Raw genomic sequence first — 17,794 nt, 5'->3', positions numbered from 1 at the left:
TTAAAACCGGTAAGCGAACTTTAAATTATAACGTCTGTCTTCTTTAGGTGAATCCGCGGTGCCGACTTCTTCGCCATATGTGGCGAATTGCCATTGAAAGTGCTCAGAGGCGAGTTCCAATCCTGCTGTCCAATACCTTTGATTATAACCGGCACGAGCAAAGAACACATCTCCGAAGTTCAATTCGAGACCGCCGTGTATCAACTTCGCTTTGTCTTCTTCGTCACTTGATGTTAATAAGCCACGGTACTCTACAGTCCATGCAGAGCGAACGTAATTAGAATGAATCGGAAAGATTGCCGCTGCGACATCTAGATCTTGCTTTACCATATTGGGACGAGCGGCTGTGTCTAATCGGACACCACTCGCTTTATCGAAACTCGTGCCGCCAACGTCGCGAACAACAGCTGTGATTGTTGGAATGTATTTCCACGGTGCCGCGAGAATCAGTCCTACATCCGTAGACAAACCCACACCCTCGCTCGCGATATTATCGTAGCTCAAGGAACCTGCGGAACTGAGAGTTGGATTGTCTACTTCCACGCGACTGATCAATTTTGTATTGAAACCAAGCTTGATACGGCCGTCAAAGAAACGAAAGTTGAAACCTAAAACGAACGCAATGTCGTTGCGATAAAAAGTATCGATCGTAGAACCATCATCTGACATTTGCGCATCCAAAAGATAATTCCCGTAGAGTCCGACGCCGAAATTTCTGCCGACAAAAGAAGGAAACACCTGCATTTTAGCGTGGTAGTAGTCACCGCGTTTTGCATCCAAAGCCGCTTTAATATCTTCAAGAGCAAATGGATTTGAAAACGAAGACTCCGAATAAAAACTGTAGGTTTCAGAGCCGAACTCCAGCTCGGGATCGATAATGGTGCCGTAAAAATCGCGCAATTTTCCCAGCCCTGCGGGATTCACTAACAGCGCTGTCTCATCATTCGTGACGGCAATACATGCTCCGCCCATTCCTAAACAGCGGACTCCACTATAAAAGTTATGACGCTCACGTGCATTCACCTTTGCTGTGAACGCAAAAAGAACAAAAGCTTGAATGAGCGCGATCCACAAAATCCTTTTCATAGATACCTCGGCTAACAAAAAATCAGATATATCAATGGACATATCGGCAACTTGGAGCCTCACATTGAGACAACGGAGGAAAATAAGGTCGAAAGTCGAGGATTAAGCTCTTTGCGGCAGAGCCGATACTCCTTTATATGATGATAAAGCGTCTGGCATTTCTTACTTTGTTTTCAGCGAATCTGGCTTTAGCCCAGGAGACGACACCCTGGCCCGCTCTGTCTTTTTCCTCCTCTCATATCGACAAGCAAGAACTTCGCAAGACTTACATTCATCTGTCGCAAGAAGCTTATGACAAAAAACTTCAAGCCTCGCTGGAAAGTCCTCTGCTGTTCTTTCGCTCCTTTGTGAATACGTATTATGCGGATCTTTCCGCCGTGACGACCCCATCGGATTTAATTCCTTGTTTTGGCGACCCGCACATCGAGAACTTTGGTTTCATGGAATTTCCTGACAAGACACGATTTGTCTTCAACGATCTCGACGATAGCGGACTCTGCCCGGTGCCTCTGGATCTCCTGCGCTACTTTTCTTCCTTAGTTATTTTTACGGGCAATGAAACTCTCTTGAAAGAAATGGCTGCCGAGTATACCGCAATCATCATCGGCGCAAAGAAAGCGCAACCGTTGCCTGCCGCGCTTTATCCTTCTCTTGAAAAGAAACGCTCCAGCTTTTTGAAAAAGCATACACATGGTGGCACTTTCAAATCTTCTGCCGAGATGAAGCCTCTGCCAGCACCCCAAAGATCCGAGATGCTGGCAGCATTGCAAAAACATGAGACGCTTAAAGACGTTCAGCTTCTTGATGTCGCGGAAACCGGAAAAGACTCTGGCGGAAGCGCAGGCCTTCGTCGCTATCTGCTCTTGATTGAGAAAGCGCAAAAGAAAGATGTGTTGGAGCTCAAAGAACTTAATAAACCCGGCACGACTTATGGAAGCTGGACAGAATCCGCAGATCCACTTTCCGCTCGTCTTGAAAAAATCAAACAACAGCTCTGGCACGGCAGTCCGCATTTTTACACCGTTGTCGAGTTGGAGAAAATTCCATTCTTATTACGCAGTCGAATTGATGATTCTCTGAATGTGAACAAAATGAACCCCGCGGAGATGCGCGAGTACTTCCGCGTGCAGGTCGGAATTCTGGCGACTCATCATCGTCCTTTCTTTAAAAAAAGTACGCACGGTCTGGAATCCTGGCTTTTGCAGAACACGGCGATTCTCAAAGATAGATACATTCATACCTATAAAATTTTAAAGCCGTAACAAAGGCCGCCTTTTCTCAAATTAAGACAGCTTTTGTGAGTTAAGACCTACGTAATAACTCCGATAAGTTCTATGTAAAGAAATGAACATTCTCTTGGAGGAGACTGATGAAGTCCAATAGAACGGCAGCCCTGATTTTAAGTCTGACACTTGCAGCATTACTGACTGGGTGTGAGGCGGAGCAAACGGAAAAGGATATGTTGGCAGAAGCGCAATTCTGTCTGGATAAAGCGCGTGACAAAGCTTCTGCGGATGCTTGTATGTCAAAGATTGCGGGTCTGTCTGGACCGCATGCTTCGACTCTGCGTTGTGCCGCTGGCTTTATCGGTGCTGAAGTGACAGATCCTGCAAACTTGTCGACGGCTTTGAATGCCATTCAAGACGGCCAAGGCGCTGCAGCTCTTTTGTCTTCTTTAAGCTTTCCAAGTGTTTCTGAAGCCAACGCGACATTCGAATCATGCAATCAGTCGGGTCAAGCCGGTTTGGCTTTGATCGGCGCGATGATGAAGAGTGCAACAGTTCTTGCCAATGCGGCAGGAAGCTTGGCTTCTTGTTCTTCTCCTGAATCTTGCGATACCGCACAGATCACGGAAACTATCACGGATCTAATCGCCAACTTAACGGCTGGTGGCGCCGCTCAAGACGAAGCGGAAGCAACGGTGGTTGCTATCGCGGAATCGATTCAAACAGTTTATACCACTACTTGCGGCGGAACATCGTCGGTGAACACGGATATTTGTGGTCAGATCGACACGGCGATCGCTCAATCAGGTGTCGATATCGTCAATGCAGATCCCACTCAATTACTTGCCTTAGGCAAGGACCTTTTAGAAGAGTGGAAAAATCCTTAATTACTTCGAACGCAACTGCTATAGGTACGGCCTTACTTTTGGTTGTGCAGCCGCGCAACCAAAAGTAAGGCCGTACCTTTTCTTAGAAGTCTAAGTTTAAGCGAGTGCCGTAGACGCGAGATTCTACTGGCGTGTTTTTCGTCCCGACGTCATCGGCATAACTGACTAGATCCAAGTTGAAAATACCAAGCTCCGCGGAAAGCCCCGCTGTCCAGAATCCTTGGCTTAAACCCACGCGATAGTGACCCTTCCACCAAGTGGACACGGTCCAGTCGAACTCAAAACCAAGGTGCGTGCCTTTTCTCCAGTTGAAGTCAGGATGACCGATATCGCGGAAATCCAAAACGCCACGACCACCAAAAATCCACGCCGTTGGATATTCCCAGCGTGTTCCGATGTCGACAACACGATACAACTTTTCCGGCGTGCCGTTTTGTTTTTCTTTGTTCACTAATTGCATCGTTTGACCGAAACCGGTTTCGGCAACGTTACGCACGACCATACCAAATGTTGGATGCGCTAAACGCAACACAGACCAGAAGCCCGAATCAGGAAGTTCCGGAGTCCACAAAAGGCCTACATCGGCATCTACGGTATAACCTTCCAGCAAATCTTCCTTTTTCACGATCTCGTCACTCGCCGCCAAATCCGTCGCGCTGATAGGTTTACTGAAGAAGCCGCGATTGACGAACTTGCCCGTCACACCCCAAGAGAAGCGACCATGACTGAAACCATGAAAGTCATCTCCGTAACCTAAAGCCAAAGTCGTGTCGGCATAAACAGTCGCGTTGATCGTTGGTCCAACCTGTTGGTGCATCGCCATCTCAACAGAGACATCCATTGGAATGAAAGCAAGACCCCAATTAGGACGAACCCATACACCTTCAAGAGGAGACAAGCGCATCGAATACACATCGCCATAATGTTTTTCGATCAACTGCAGATAGGCTGTTTGTTTGTCCGTTTCCGATTGATTGGATTGCTCGATGTCTTGGTACTCTTTATAGAAGTCCATTGCACCCGGTGTTCCCGCAGCACTCAGAGAAAGATTAATCTGCCCGTCATCGCGACGAGCCAACCCTGCCGGGTTGTAAAACAAAGCTGTGTAATCGTTTGCAACCGCAACGAAGGCGTCCCCCATCCCCAAAGCACGAGGTGATTGATAATGATGGTGAATGGTTGTGCTAATGCTTTCTGCGAATGCCGCCTGCGCCACGAACAAAGTGGTAAGGCCTGCGAGGAAAACAGATCCTCTAGACATATATTTTTGCCTCCAAAATGACTTAACAAAGATTGTAGACGTAATTTATACTTTGTCGTATGCGAGTTTTTCTCCCCCTTCTTTTTTTGACCTTGGTCGTAGGTTTGAATGCGGTTCACGCCGCGCCTCAAACAACAACGACTTTAGAAACGACACCTTTCCTGGGAGAAGACGATCCAGAACTATCGACCGTGGACGTGTCTCAGCTTCCTCCTCGACCTACTTTTCTTCTGAATGTTTCGGCGGGTTACTCTGGCGGCAATTACTTGGAAGACGACGAATACCATCAGGGAGTTCTTTTAGCGATTCGCTATTTGCCTCTGACAAGACGTCGTCCCACTTGGGACTATCAAGTGGATGTCAGCGAATCAAAAGCCGTGGGTCTTTCTCTGGGATATCGCTGGTATTCTTTCGATGAAGACTATTACATTCCTTATCTGCGATTAGCAGGAGCGACCTATCTGGATGGGGCTGGTGAATTGGCGGGCCTTGTGAATCTAGCGCGATGGAGAGTGCATGCTTCCGCAGGACTCGGCGACACCTTCACAGCGGAATTCGGCGTGGGTTATGCGATGAACGGTCCCGACTTGTTTGCCCTGCTCGGCTATAACTTTTCTTTCTAAGAGTTCTTTATTTCATTCAACCAACGCAAAAGACGATCTACTTCTTTGAGAAGATGTTGTTCGTCGCGGTTGTTATGCAAAACAAAGTCGGCCTCTTGTTCTTTGAACTGAATGGGAATCTGGGAGGCAATACGCATCTCGATTTCGTCATCTGTCCAATTGTGACGACGTCGTAAACGCTCTTTCTGTTGCCCTTTCGTGCACGAGACAACGACGATAGCATCGAATTGATCTTGCGCCTTCGTCTCGAAAAGCAGAGGAATATCGTACACAGCCAGAGGCTCATTCATATCTTCCAAAATACGACGACGTCTTCGCGTTTCCTCACGAATCAGCGGATGCAAAATAGCTTCCAAACGGTGCAGGAGATCGGGATGACCGAAGACGTGTTGACCGAGTTTTCGACGATCCAGGGAACCGTCTTCGAGCAGAAATTCAGAGCCAAACGTTTGTCCGATAGACTTAAGTCCAGGAGACCCCGCTTTCACAACTTCCTTAGCAATTTCATCAGCATCGATGACAGGAATGGAGTGTTCTTTGAGCGAGCGACTCACCGTGCTCTTGCCACAAGCTATACCTCCGGTCAGTCCTATCCATTTCATAGACAATTCTCCTCAAGGATTAGTTTTATTTTACCGATAGACTTCTCAAAGGGGAACAGGTTTTCATGTCTCAAGCCGTAGAGCAGTTTGGTAAATACATCCTTCTAGAGAGACTCGCAGCGGGCGGCATGGCTGAGGTGTATCTATCTAAGTCAACTGGAGCGGTCGGCGTCAATAAATTCGTCGCTATCAAACGCATCCTCCCCCAATACTCTGATCATCAAGAATTTATTGAGATGTTTAAGGAAGAGGCGAAAATCGCCGTGAATCTCAATCACGGAAACGTTGTCTCTATTTACGACTTCGGTGTCGAAAAAGGACAGTTCTTCCTGGTGATGGAATACGTTGAGGGCCGCAATTTGCGCCAAATCCTCAACGAACTTAAAAAATCAAATACGCAGTTCACGATTGAGCAAATCATTTACATGATGAAAGAGGTCGCTGCCGGTCTTGATCACGCTCACCGTTGCATCGACGGCACCACTGGCAAACCGTTGAATATCGTCCATCGTGACATGAGTCCGCAAAACATCATGGTGAGTTTCGAAGGCGAAGTGAAAATCATCGACTTCGGTATCGCTAAAGCGGAAACACAATTAGAAGCGACAAAAGCAGGAACGCTCAAAGGGAAATACGGCTATATGAGTCCCGAGCAGGCCGATGGACAATCCATCGATCCGCGCACGGATATTTTCTCTATGGGTATTGTCCTGTGGGAACTTTTGGCCAATGATCGTCTTTTCACTTCTAACAGCGAAGCGGCGATCTTAAGAAAAATCCGCGAGTGCCAGGTTCCGTCTATTCGCAAAATCAATCCTTCCGTTCCTCCGGAATTGGAAAGAATTGTTAATAAAGCTCTCGCAAAAGATAAAAGCCTTCGTTATCAAACGGCGGCGGCTTTGCATCGGGACTTGAACCGTTTCTTGAATACGCAGTATCCGGAGTTTTCTCCACACGATTTCAGCGTCTTCATGAAAAACGCTTTCTCTGCCGTTTTCCTTGAGCAACGCCGCAAACTTGTTGAGTTCGCGAAAGTTCAAGGCAACAACAGCGAAGACAAAACTGTTGTCACGCAAACAGATCACCGCGCGCCGGTGCGCACTCCTGCTTCGGCTCCAGCAATGGATGCGGGAGAAGACGAAGAAAAGCTGAACATTGATACTTCCACGGACATCCGTGTGAATTTGGACAATCTCAAGACTCCGCCTAAACCGTCCTTCGGCGGCGGAACGCCGGCGCCTTCAGCATCGACACAAACGAATACCAACATCACACAAACACGTACGTCAGCGACATCCGCAGGCTCGGGCACAATGACTCGCACGCCGACAGGCGTAGGTTTGGGAACACGGACTTCGATCAATCGCTCTGCTCCAACATCTTCGATTGAAGATCTTACGGGCAAAGTGATGAAGGCCGTCATCGGTCTGGTGGCGGTTGTGGGCGTATGGTGGGTTTACAATAATTTCTTTGCTAAAAAAGGCGCAGGTAAAGCTCCAGCGAGCACGATGGCGCCTGTGACAACAACGACGACGACTGCAAACAACGGTGGCAGCAATCAAACTGTGGAAATGGGATCGACGTCTCCAGAATACACAGTCACGATCTACAGCTCTCCCGATCGCGCGCGTGTTGTTATTGACGGAGTCGATACAGGTGAGTTCACGCCGACACGTAAAACTGTTAAAGCGAATACGCCTTTCAGTTTACGTCTCGTTAAAGAAGGATACACGGATCTAGTGACAACGATCACGCCGACTTATGAGGCTTATTCGTTCACGGGAACTATGCAACGTCTTCCACGCGTGGCTTCCATTATTATTAATATTGTGAACGGCGGAGCCAATCCAGAACTTCGCATCGCGGGCGTACCAGTGAATATCAAACCTTCCGGAGATGCTTATCTCATTCAAGCGGAAGTGGGCGTGAAGATTCAGGCCCGCAATAAAACCACAGGTCTTTCTGCGGAAGCGACTGTGACAGTTCCAGCCGATCAAAGAAAAATTGTCGATCTGTATTTGCGATAGAACCACACTTCGTTAGATGCAGCGAGCTTGAGGAGTTTTTCATCATGACGAAGCCCACCACCTTGGCTGATTGTATTCTGAACATGCGTTCGCGCGACCCTCACGATGTTGCCGTCAAATTCAAAACCAACGGAACTTGGATTTCAAAAAACTGGTCTGATTATTATCAAGACGTTGAAACAGTGGGCTCCGCCCTGCTTTCCTTGGGTATTAAGCCCGGCGATCGCGTGGCAATTATGGCCAACACTCGCTATGAATGGTCCGTCATGGATTTGGCGATTTTTGGCATTAAAGCTATCACCGTTCCTATCTACCAAAACAACACTCCGGAAGACGTTGAGTATATTCTAAACAACAGTGAATCCCGCATTTTGGTTTGCGAAACACGCGGTCCTTTGAAAACGTTCGATTCGATAAAAGATAAAACACCGAAAGTGGAAAAAGTAATTGTCTTTGAAGACACGTGCCCGAATCCAGACGCGATCACATGGAACCGACTGCGTGAGATCGGTAAAACTTATTTGCAATCTCACCCGAATAAGTATTCGGAGCTTTGTGCGACAATCACGCCTGAGGACACCGCGACGATTCTTTATACTTCCGGAACGACGGGAAAACCGAAAGGCGTTGTTCTAACACATCTTCAAGCTTTCAGTGAAGTCTCTGAAGCTTTCCCTTTTTGCGGAGCTTCACCCAAAGACACTTCTTTAACGTTTCTTCCCTACGCGCACATCTTGGGGCGCATTGAACATTGGGGACACCTCTTTATCGGCTTTACCATGGCGTATGCAGAGAGCCTGGAAAAAATCCGCAACAATCTGATCGACATCCGCCCGACCATTATGGTTTCAGTGCCGCGTATTTTTGAGAAAATATATGGAGCTATTTGGGCGCAAGTCCAAACGCAGCCTTTGAAAATGAAACTGTTCACGTGGGCCTTAGAGGTCGGAAAAAAGGTCGGCGAATACAAAATGAGTGGACAAATTCTGCCGCTGGATTTGCTTGTAAAATACGAATTAGCAAGAAAGCTGGTACTTAGCAAAATCACGGATGCTTTTGGCGGCCGTCTGCGTTTTGCCATCAGTGGCGGCGCCCCTATCTCCCGCGAGATCGCTATGTTTTTCCACTCTGCAGGTATTCTGATTCTTGAAGGCTACGGCCTGACGGAAACAACGGCCGCGATCACGGTCAATACGCCTTTCAACTATCGCTTCGGCAGTGTCGGCCGCCCTATCGGCGAAGTGAAACTGAAAATCGCTGAAGATGGCGAGATCCTTGTTAAAAGCGACAAGGTCATGAAAGAGTACTATAAAAATCCCGAGGCGACCGCTGCCGCTTTCACGGATGGCTGGTTTCACACAGGAGACATCGGCGAAATACTTCCCGGCGGCGACCTGCGCATCACTGACCGTAAGAAAGATTTGATCAAAACAGCGGGCGGAAAATACGTGGCTCCGCAAAGAGTCGAAGGTCTTTTGAAACTTTCACCTTACGTCGCGCACGTCCACGTGCACGGGGATCAAAAGAAATACATCGTGGCTTTGCTGACCCTGGATCGTCCGTCTGTTGAAAAACTCGCGAAAGAAAAAGGCGTGCCTTTTGAAAAATGGGAAACCTTGGTTTCAAGCCCGTTCGTTCAGGAACTGGCCCGTAAGGCCGTGTCTGATGCCAATGCCCAGCTTGCAAGCTTTGAAAGCATCAAAAAATATTTGGTGCTGCCAATTGAGTTCACGGTTGAAGGCGGCGAACTGACTCCGTCATTGAAAGTAAAAAGAAAAGTACTGGATCAACGTTACAAGGATAAAATTGACGAGCTCTATTTATGAGAACTTTATTGGTCACCTCTGCGGTGACCTTTGTTCCTCAAAACTATGACGGCTTGGTTTTGCCCTTAGCGCAAGACCCGCACATCACCGCTCTTGTCGTCATCGACAACAGGAGCTGGGATATTATCGTCAAAGCTCTGCTTCTTTTACTTTCCGGTGCAGCTCCTCTCATGGGCTGGCAACTTCTGAAAAATTTTTTCGACAATTCCTTAGAAAGAAAAAAGAAGGCTTTCTCTGCCGCCGGAAAAAAAGTCTGGGTCTTGAAAGACATCAACTCGGAAGAATCATTAAATATCCTCCATTCTTTGCAACCGGATTTGATCGTGAATGCGAGAACACGGTCTTTCTTTAAAAAGAAACTTCTCGCTATTCCCAAAATGGGATGCATCAACATCCACCATGGTCTTCTTCCGGACCAGCGGGGTCTAATGTGTGACTTTTGGGCTCATCTTTTTGACACTTCGTTTGGATTTTCCATTCATGAAATGACTTCCAAATTGGATGACGGGGCCCTGCTAAAGGTCGTGGAAGTTCACTCCGATAAATCCAATTATTTGGAGTCTTTAGCAACGGGAGCGTCCTTGGAAGCCAACGCGACCGCAGAAGTTCTGCGGCAGATCGCTGCGGAGAAAACAGTGCGCGGAGTGGAAAACACGAGAACACCGCAAACAGTTTATCGCACGAACCCTCAGCTCAGAGATTTTTACAAGTTACGCAGCAAAGGAACACGGATATGAAAACCATCATTGCCTTGCATGGCAACCCTGGACATCCTGACGATTGGTCTTCTTTAAGCAAATCTCTGCCCGCCGGCTATCAGCTTGTTGCCGTCGATGCGAATACGGATGAGTGGATTTCTTTGCTAACCAAGAGTAAAGACAAAAAGATTCTGATGGGTCACTCTTGGGGCTCTTACCGCATTCTAAAAAAACTTCCGGAATTGCACGACTACGTCGAACACGTCGTGCTTATTACGCCTTACTTGCAAGCGGAACGACCTCTTTCAGGCTTGGCGCAAACTCTTCTAAAAATCCCTGTACTGGGCGACTCTTTGATTCAGTCCAGTCACAAAAAAAGCAAGGAAGGTTTTCTTAAGGAGCTGTTTCATCCGCAAAATTCAGAGAGCCAGCCTTACTTCGCTAAAGTGCAAGAGCGCATGCAGGACTGGAAACTTTGGAAAAGAACCGCGTTCAACAAAATCCACATGCAAAACACGCCTTGGACAACCCGGGATATTTGCGGCGTTCCGGTCACTGCGATCTTCGGAAAGGAAGATCCACTGAGCAACTTCCCTCTTCAGAATAAAATTATTGAACAATATCCTTCACGCAAAGTGATCCATCTGGAAAAAGCCGGTCACGGTCTTTTGTGGTCTCATCCTGGCGAAATTCTTAAAGCATTGGAAGGAGCGCCCGTGTCTTCATCTTCTTCTTCGAATAAAATCGGCTACTATCCTGGTTCGGATGAACGTAACAACGTCATTACTTATATGGAAAAACATCTGCGTGAATTTCCGGATCGTGTGGCGCTCCGCTGGGCCAATCGACAAGGAATGGCTCAATGGGATGGCGATCCCAAGAAGCCGATTCCTCACGATCAAATCACCTACAGCCAATTCGCTTTAAGAATTAATTCTTTTGCCCGCGGTCTTTTGGACATCGGCATTAAAAAAGGCGACCGGGTCATTATCTTTTTGCCGATGAGTCTTGATATGTATACGGCGATGTTTGCCGTGCAAAGAATCGGCGCGATCGCGGTCTTCTTGGACTCCTGGGCGCGCAGCCATCACTTGGGAGCTTCCGCAGAATGCGTCGGTCCGAAAGCGATGATCAGTTTTAAAATGGCATTCGACCTGGTCGATCAAGTTCCTGAGTTCAAATCAATGCCGATCCGTGTGCTTTACGGACCTGGTGATAAATTCACGCATAAATTTGAAGAGCTTCTGAAAAAAGAGGCTTCTCCAATTGAACCGGTTGAAAGCGAATTCACAGCGCTCATCACCTTCACGACGGGATCGACAGGCAAACCAAAAGGTGCGAACCGCACACATCGTTTTTTGTCGGCACAACACCATGCTCTTTCACACGTGATTCCTTACACCGAAAAAGACAAGGACATGCCGGCCTTCCCGATTTTCAGCTTGAACAATCTGGCTTCAGGCGTGACGACGATTTTACCTGCCCTTGATTTAGCACAACCGAGCGAACGCGATCCAGCGATTTTGGCGTGCCAGATTATCAACGAGAATATCAACTGCACGACCTTATCCCCGAGTATGCTTGTGGGACTGGCGCGTTTCTGTAAAGAAAAAGGCATTACGTTGTCAGGACTTCGCCGTGTGGTGACAGGTGGAGCGCCGATTTCAAAAGACGATGTGAAAGCCTTCTATGACATCGCTCCGCAAACGGATCTCTGGATCCTGTACGGCTCGACGGAAGCAGAGCCCATGGCGCATATCGAAGGCCGTGACATGCTTAAAGAAAGCAAGATCACCGACCCTGAAATTATTGAAGAAGGTGTGAACGTCGGCCATATCAGTGACGACATTGATTTCAAATTTATTCGCATCAAAGACGGACCGATTGATTTGGCTGAAACAACGTGGAGTCAAATTGAAGTTCCGCGTGGTGAAGTCGGCGAATTTATCTGCACGGGCGACCACGTTTGCCGCGATTACTACAATAATCCGGACGCCTTTAAAACGACAAAAATTCTCGACGAAAAAAGCCGTGTTTGGCACAGAACCGGCGATTTAGCGTACATCGACGCCGATAAAAATCTTTGGATCGTAGGGCGCGTGAATAATGCCATCGAACGCGCTGGCAAGTACTACTTCCCTGTTCGCGCTGAGGTTCTTTTAAAACGTATGGACTTCACATACCGCTGCGCTTTCTTGGGTATGGACGACAAGAGTTTAGGTCAGGCTACTTACGCCGTCGTTGAACTTAAGGCCGACATCAACGTGGCTTCTTTTGACTTCGTCAAAGCTAAAGACGAGATCCGCCGCGTCTTCGACAAGAACAAAATCCCTGTGGATGAAATCAAATTCGTCAGCAAGATCCCGATGGATCCGCGCCATCACTCAAAAGTAGAGTACAAAGTCTTGCGCGAGCAGCTTAAAGAACCAGGAGTTGTGATTGGTTAAATGGTGGACTCTGATTCGCGAAAGATTTAGTCCCGCTTCTTACGTGCCCATGATTTTATTATTCACATGGGCCAACGGGTATTTTCTGACCACAACTCAAGGTTATTCTTGGAGTTGGACTCGTTTTGCAATCGCGTTCGGTGTTCTGCTCTCCTTCTTCTTGCGCATGCGTCTTTTCGATGAGATCAAAGATTATGAGGTCGATCTTAAAGTGAATCCAACCCGCCCTTTGGCTCGCGGAGTTCTTACTGTTCCTCAGGTTAAGAAAGCTTTGCTTCTGCTTATCATTTTTGAACTTGTGGCGATTTCAATTTTGGGCTTGAACGCCTTCTTCGTTCACGCGGTAGCGATCGCATACAGCCTTTTGATGTATGAAGAGTTTTTTATCGGCGATCTCCTTCGTCCTCATCTAACGACGTATGCTGTGACTCACACTTTTGTCAGCTGCCTTTTAGGATTGAGTGCCGCCATTGCTATGACCGGAGAATCCGTCGCAAACCTCTCTTTGCAACACGTCTTGTTCTTTTTGATGAACTGGGCTTTCTTCAACCTTTTCGAGTTTGCCCGCAAAACTTATGCGCCTCCGGAAGAACGGCCGCATGTCCCGAGTTATTCAAACATTTTCGGCTGCAACGGCGCTTTGTATCTTTCCCTCAGCCAAGCTATTTTAGGTGTCGGACTTGTCTGTTACTTCAAACCGCACGTTGTACTTGTTGCAGCGTTGGTTCTTTATATTATTGCCAGCCATTTTTATCTTCTTAAGCGAACAGAACAATCAGCGCGTTTCTTTAGAAACATCTCGGGAGTTTATCTCCTTCTTCACTACATCCTTCTTATTTACGTACTGGGGACCTAAACATGCTTGTCACACCCAAATCGACTCTTTTTTTCGCGAAGAATGAAGCCGGAGGCAAAGGCTTCAATCTTTATTTAATGTCGCAAGCCGGCCTGCCCGTCCCTGAGTGGGTGGTCTTTGGCAAACGATATTTTCAAGAATTCTTGGATACGCCCGGAGTAAAAATCAATCTGGAAAATATTCTAGAGAGATTGCAAAGCTCGCAGATCACCGGCGCTCAGGCGGAAAAAGAAGTTTTAAGTCTGTTTGAAAAGACCGCTCTGCCGGCGAATGTGGCAAAGTCTTTGGACGAGGCTTTAAAAACTCTCGGTCATGACAAAGTATTTTCTGTGCGTTCCTCTGCCGCGGATGAAGACAGTCTGGCGCATTCGTTTGCAGGGCAGCTCTCAAGTTTCCTTTATGTTTCGGGCAAAGAAGACATCTTAAAGTTCATACGTCTTTGCTGGGCCTCCGCATTTTCCGAGCGCGGGCTTGCTTACCGTATTGAAAACAAAATAGATCTTAAGAAAATTTCTGTCTCCGTTGTATTGCAACGAATGATTGATCCAGAAAAATCAGGAGTTCTTTTTACCTGCGATCCTGTCGCGAAGAAAGTGGATGCCTTTGTCGTGTCTTCAGTTTACGGAGTCGGTGAAGGCTTGGTTTCAGGAGCACTCGATGCAGATTCGTTTTGGGTCGACGCCAAGACGGGTAAACTTTTGCGTGAAGAGCTGGTCGAGAAAAAAGAAATGATGAAAAAGTCTTCATCAGGGCATTGTGAAACTCTTCCCGTCCCGGTGCCGCTGATCAACGGACCCTCTTTGAATCAAGACGAGATCACAAAGCTCTACAAACTGGGTGCGCAGATTCAAGAGCAGTATCATCGCCCGCAAGATATTGAGTGGGCCGTCGAAAACGGCCGTTTTTATATTCTGCAGACCCGCCCGGTCACAAGCTTGGATCAGGACTTGATCGGTTACCCCAATCTTTGGGACAACTCGAATATTATTGAGTCTTACGGCGGTCTGACTTCGCCTCTGAGTTTTAGTTTCGCCCTTCGCAATTACAAAGCCGTCTATGTGCAGTTTTGTGAGGTCTTGGGCGTTCCGAATGAAATCATCAAAGACATGGATTCATATTTGGGTTACATGCTGGGCTCGTTGAACGGTCGCGTGTACTACAATCTTTTCAACTGGTACAAACTTGTCGGCGTACTTCCCGGCTTCAAACAAAATCGCGAATTCATGGAAACCATGATGGGCGTTTCGGAAGCCTTAAGTGACGAGATCGCCAACCGCATTAAACCGCATCCTTCATGGGATACGTTCTCGGGCCGTATCCGCAAAATGATCACGGGCTTTAATTTCATTAAGTATCATTTCACAATTCAAAGCGTGGTTGATGATTTCTTGCAGACCTTCCATCGCGACTATGACAAGTACCGTGCGATGCCACTGAAACGCATGCGCGGAGACCAGCTCATTCGCGTCTATATGGAACTGGAAAGAAACATGTTGGGCCGGTGGAAAGCTCCCATCATTAATGACTTCCTCTGCATGGTGCACTTTGGTCTTTTGCGCAAGCTCACAACAACGTGGCTGAAGGAACTTGATTCGACGATTCAAAATGATTTACTCGCTGGTGAGGGCGGACTAGAAAGTGCGGAGCCGACAAAGGCCCTGCTGCGTTTAGCGAATAAAGCCGCACAGAATGAAGGTCTTCGTCAGTTGCTTGAAACCACTGATCCGAAAGAGGGTCTTGAGGCGCTCAACCAATCTCCTTATCAAGAGTTCTACAAGTCCGTGCTGGATTATTTAGATCGCTTCGGATTCCGCTGTATGAGCGAAATGAAACTTGAAGAAATCGATCTTCTCACCGATCCAAGTTATCTCTTTGTCTGTCTGAAGAATTACTTGAAATCGGGACAGACGGAAATTCATGACGATTCTCACGAAAAGTCCCTGCGTGCCCAGGCCGAAGAAAAAGTGGCAGCGCACTTAACGGGCTTTAAGAAGAAATTTTATTTCTGGGTTCTTAAGCACGCTCGTAAAGCCGTTAAGAATCGAGAGAACACGCGCTTTGCCCGCACACGTATTTACGGGATTGCCCGCACGATCTTCCAAACCGTAGGTGAAGATTTAGCTTCATTGGGAGCGATCGAACATCCTCGCGATATTTTCTGGCTTACGATTGAAGAAATCTTTGGAATCTACAACGGCACTTTGCCGTCGATGGACTTGAAAGGCTTTATCAATCTTCGCAAAAAAGATTACGAGCGCTTCACTGAGGACACCGATCCGCGTGTGCTGACTCGCGGTGCGGTCTATTGGAACAATCAGTTTATCAAAGAAGAAGATCTGTCTCAGATTCAGACGGAAACCGGTGACTGGCACCTCAAAGGTCTGCCGTGCTGTCCCGGCGTTTTAGAAGGCACCGTAAAAGTGATCCTAAACCCGTCAGACAACTTGGAACTCAACGGTGAGATCTTAGTGACCGCCCGCACAGATCCAGGCTGGGTGCCTTTATATCCGTCTATCTCGGGCCTTCTTGTTGAGCGCGGAAGTCTGCTGTCTCACTCTGCGATTGTCGCTCGAGAGATGGGAATTCCTGCTATTGTTAGTATTCCGGGGCTTACGAAGCGGATTAAATCCGGCATGAAGGTTCGGATTGATGCTAAGGCGGGGACTATTAAGATTCTTGATGAGGGTTAGTTTGGTAGCTCGTCGCTTCGTGAGGCACGCTCGTCCTTGAGCTCTGCTGCCATCGCCCTGCGGGCGAACGCGTCACGCTTGGCAGAGGCCTCACTTCGGACCAGCTACCAAACTGGGCCAGCCAAATCTTTGCTTGAATCAGAAATAGGATCATGAAGATTTAATTATGCTTAGATCAAACTGTTTCAGGGTTTTGCTTTGAAGAGTTTTTGGTTGTGGATTATGAATAAAAAAAACGGAACCTTTTTTGGGGTTCCGTTTTTTTGTTTTGGAGATGATTGAAATTCTTTTTTATGGCAATACGTTTATGAGGGCGCTGCGAGTTTCTCGGCCTTCGGCGTCTTTGGAGATGGCTTGGACTTGGTAGTAGATGCCGTGGACGAGGCCGCTGAGTTCGACGGTGTGTTCGTTTACGAGGTTCGCGTCAACCTCTGTGAGCATTTCTTCGCCTGTGTAGACGTTGAGAATGCGCAGCTGAGTTGAAGACGGTAAATTCGTTGTCCATGCTACCGTGGCGTTTGGCGCTTGAGCTGAAACAACGCGGAAGTCATTAATCACCAAAGGTTCTTGTGAACAAGGGTTTGGCTTTTGTTCTGGCATTTTGAAGTTAGCAGCGGCGATGGTTCGCCACCCTGTCGCTTCAAGGAAATGAATTGCCGGTTTTTTCTTTCCGTTCTTTGAATCATAGAAGTATTGATTGCTTGCAATCCCGCACAGCGAATGACGTGAAGGCTCTTTCCAAGTGTGTGCTTTTTTATGATGCTTCCATATCAAGACGTTCGCGATATGATAGCGCGGTCCTTGGTAATAAAGAAGTTTCACAGGAACTTCAGAGTTTTTTGTCATTGTGATTGTGCGATAAGGACAGCCCATGCGTGTCGGATGATTCCCGTCATTGTTAATGAGCTCATTCCACTTATCACCTTCTTTGATAAACATACGAGCCCCGTCGTCGGAAAGGACCGCAATCTCGTACTCCCCTTCCTTATCATTCTCAGAGAGCTTCAATGTCGATGTGTACTCAATCGCGAAATTCTCGATCAATTTATTCCCATCGGCACCAACCAACACCTCACCCGATAAAGTAGAGAACCCTTGAGTGAAAGAGCGTGTAGGAACATTCACGTCGGCAAAGAACAAGTCTTTGTCGATTTTTTGTCCCTTATTATAGTAGTCCATCACGCTAGAAACTTTGTTGCCCATTTCCGGAGTTTTAAGAATTAATTTTCCTAAAAGACCGTTTTCAGGCGACGGGCTTGAGGTGTTCGAGAGGGGATCACAGACGGTTTTTTCAGGATCTACGAAATCCACGGAACCGATGCTGTCTCCAGTGGAAGTGCGTGTACCGGAAAAATGACAAGAGATTTTCTTAAGAAGCCCTCTTTGGTAGCGGTTCACGCTGCTCGAACTTTTTGTATTCGACGATTTGGCATCGGATGCCGACGCAAACGAAAATGCAATGGCGATAGCGAAGAGTGTTTTTAACATACGTACCTCATGATTCCCAACGTTCCATCTAAAAGTTTAACAAATATGTAAGAACCCATAAAGTTATGGTTAAGAAA

The 17,794-nt window shown here is 47.4% G+C and carries 13 protein-coding genes; 9 read left to right on the top strand and 4 right to left on the bottom strand.

The features are described 5' to 3' along the window. Positions 1-1,086, bottom strand: coding sequence for a PorV/PorQ family protein (locus QJS83_RS03195; protein WP_284607655.1), 1,086 nt, complete (start codon positions 1,084-1,086; stop codon positions 1-3). A gap of 137 nt (positions 1,087-1,223) precedes the next feature. Between QJS83_RS03195 and QJS83_RS03190 the strand changes: the two genes are divergently transcribed. Beyond that, positions 1,224-2,348, top strand: coding sequence for a DUF2252 family protein (locus tag QJS83_RS03190; protein WP_284607654.1), 1,125 nt, complete (start codon positions 1,224-1,226; stop codon positions 2,346-2,348). Between the two features lie 107 nt (positions 2,349-2,455). Beyond that, positions 2,456-3,199, top strand: coding sequence for a hypothetical protein (locus tag QJS83_RS03185; protein WP_284607653.1), 744 nt, complete (start codon positions 2,456-2,458; stop codon positions 3,197-3,199). A gap of 82 nt (positions 3,200-3,281) precedes the next feature. Here QJS83_RS03185 and QJS83_RS03180 read toward each other — a convergent pair whose 3' ends face one another. Next, positions 3,282-4,460, bottom strand: coding sequence for a PorV/PorQ family protein (locus QJS83_RS03180; RefSeq protein WP_284607652.1), 1,179 nt, complete (start codon positions 4,458-4,460; stop codon positions 3,282-3,284). Positions 4,461-4,519: 59 nt separating this feature from the next. Between QJS83_RS03180 and QJS83_RS03175 the strand changes: the two genes are divergently transcribed. Then, on the top strand, positions 4,520-5,083 hold the full coding sequence (locus tag QJS83_RS03175) for a hypothetical protein (protein WP_284607651.1): 564 nt from the start codon (positions 4,520-4,522) through the stop codon (positions 5,081-5,083). Here QJS83_RS03175 and coaE read toward each other — a convergent pair. Then, positions 5,080-5,685 carry a dephospho-CoA kinase gene (coaE, locus tag QJS83_RS03170; RefSeq protein ID WP_284607650.1) on the bottom strand — a complete coding sequence of 202 codons (606 nt, stop codon included), beginning with the start codon at positions 5,683-5,685 and terminating at the stop codon, positions 5,080-5,082. The genes QJS83_RS03175 and coaE overlap by 4 nt on opposite strands. Positions 5,686-5,750: 65 nt before the next feature. On the opposite strand from coaE, the gene QJS83_RS03165 reads away from it, so the two are divergent. From QJS83_RS03165 to QJS83_RS03140, 6 genes are read left to right on the top strand one after another with little or no spacing between them, the layout of a single operon-like run. Further along, positions 5,751-7,712: a serine/threonine-protein kinase gene (locus tag QJS83_RS03165; RefSeq protein WP_284607649.1), complete on the top strand. Its 1,962-nt coding sequence runs from the start codon at positions 5,751-5,753 to the stop codon at positions 7,710-7,712. 44 nt (positions 7,713-7,756) lie between these two features. Further along, a complete protein-coding gene (locus tag QJS83_RS03160; RefSeq protein WP_284607648.1) occupies positions 7,757-9,538 on the top strand; it encodes an AMP-dependent synthetase/ligase in 1,782 nt (593 codons plus the stop codon). Further along, positions 9,535-10,275 (top strand): formyltransferase family protein, encoded by a 741-nt coding sequence (locus QJS83_RS03155; protein WP_284607647.1) that lies wholly within the window; start codon positions 9,535-9,537, stop codon positions 10,273-10,275. The genes QJS83_RS03160 and QJS83_RS03155 overlap by 4 nt, the downstream gene beginning before the upstream one ends. After that, positions 10,272-12,683: an alpha/beta fold hydrolase gene (locus tag QJS83_RS03150; RefSeq protein WP_284607646.1), complete on the top strand. Its 2,412-nt coding sequence runs from the start codon at positions 10,272-10,274 to the stop codon at positions 12,681-12,683. Before QJS83_RS03155 ends, QJS83_RS03150 begins: the two co-directional genes overlap by 4 nt. Further along, complete coding sequence (locus QJS83_RS03145; protein ID WP_284607645.1) at positions 12,676-13,539, top strand: UbiA family prenyltransferase; 864 nt, start codon at positions 12,676-12,678, stop codon at positions 13,537-13,539. The genes QJS83_RS03150 and QJS83_RS03145 overlap by 8 nt, the downstream gene beginning before the upstream one ends. A 2-nt stretch (positions 13,540-13,541) precedes the next feature. After that, positions 13,542-16,229, top strand: a complete 2,688-nt coding sequence (locus tag QJS83_RS03140) for a phosphoenolpyruvate synthase (RefSeq protein ID WP_284607644.1) — start codon at positions 13,542-13,544, stop codon at positions 16,227-16,229. Between the two features lie 291 nt (positions 16,230-16,520). On the opposite strand, the gene QJS83_RS03135 is transcribed toward QJS83_RS03140, so the two are convergent. Further along, complete coding sequence (locus QJS83_RS03135) at positions 16,521-17,717, bottom strand: PA14 domain-containing protein (protein WP_284607643.1); 1,197 nt, start codon at positions 17,715-17,717, stop codon at positions 16,521-16,523. Between the last annotated feature and the right edge of the window lie 77 nt (positions 17,718-17,794).

Source organism: Bdellovibrio sp. 22V (assembly GCF_030169785.1).
Taxonomy (GTDB): Bacteria; Bdellovibrionota; Bdellovibrionia; order Bdellovibrionales; family Bdellovibrionaceae; genus Bdellovibrio.
The sequence above is the reverse complement of the archived record's forward strand: the minus strand, read 5'-3'. Positions and strand labels throughout refer to the sequence as shown.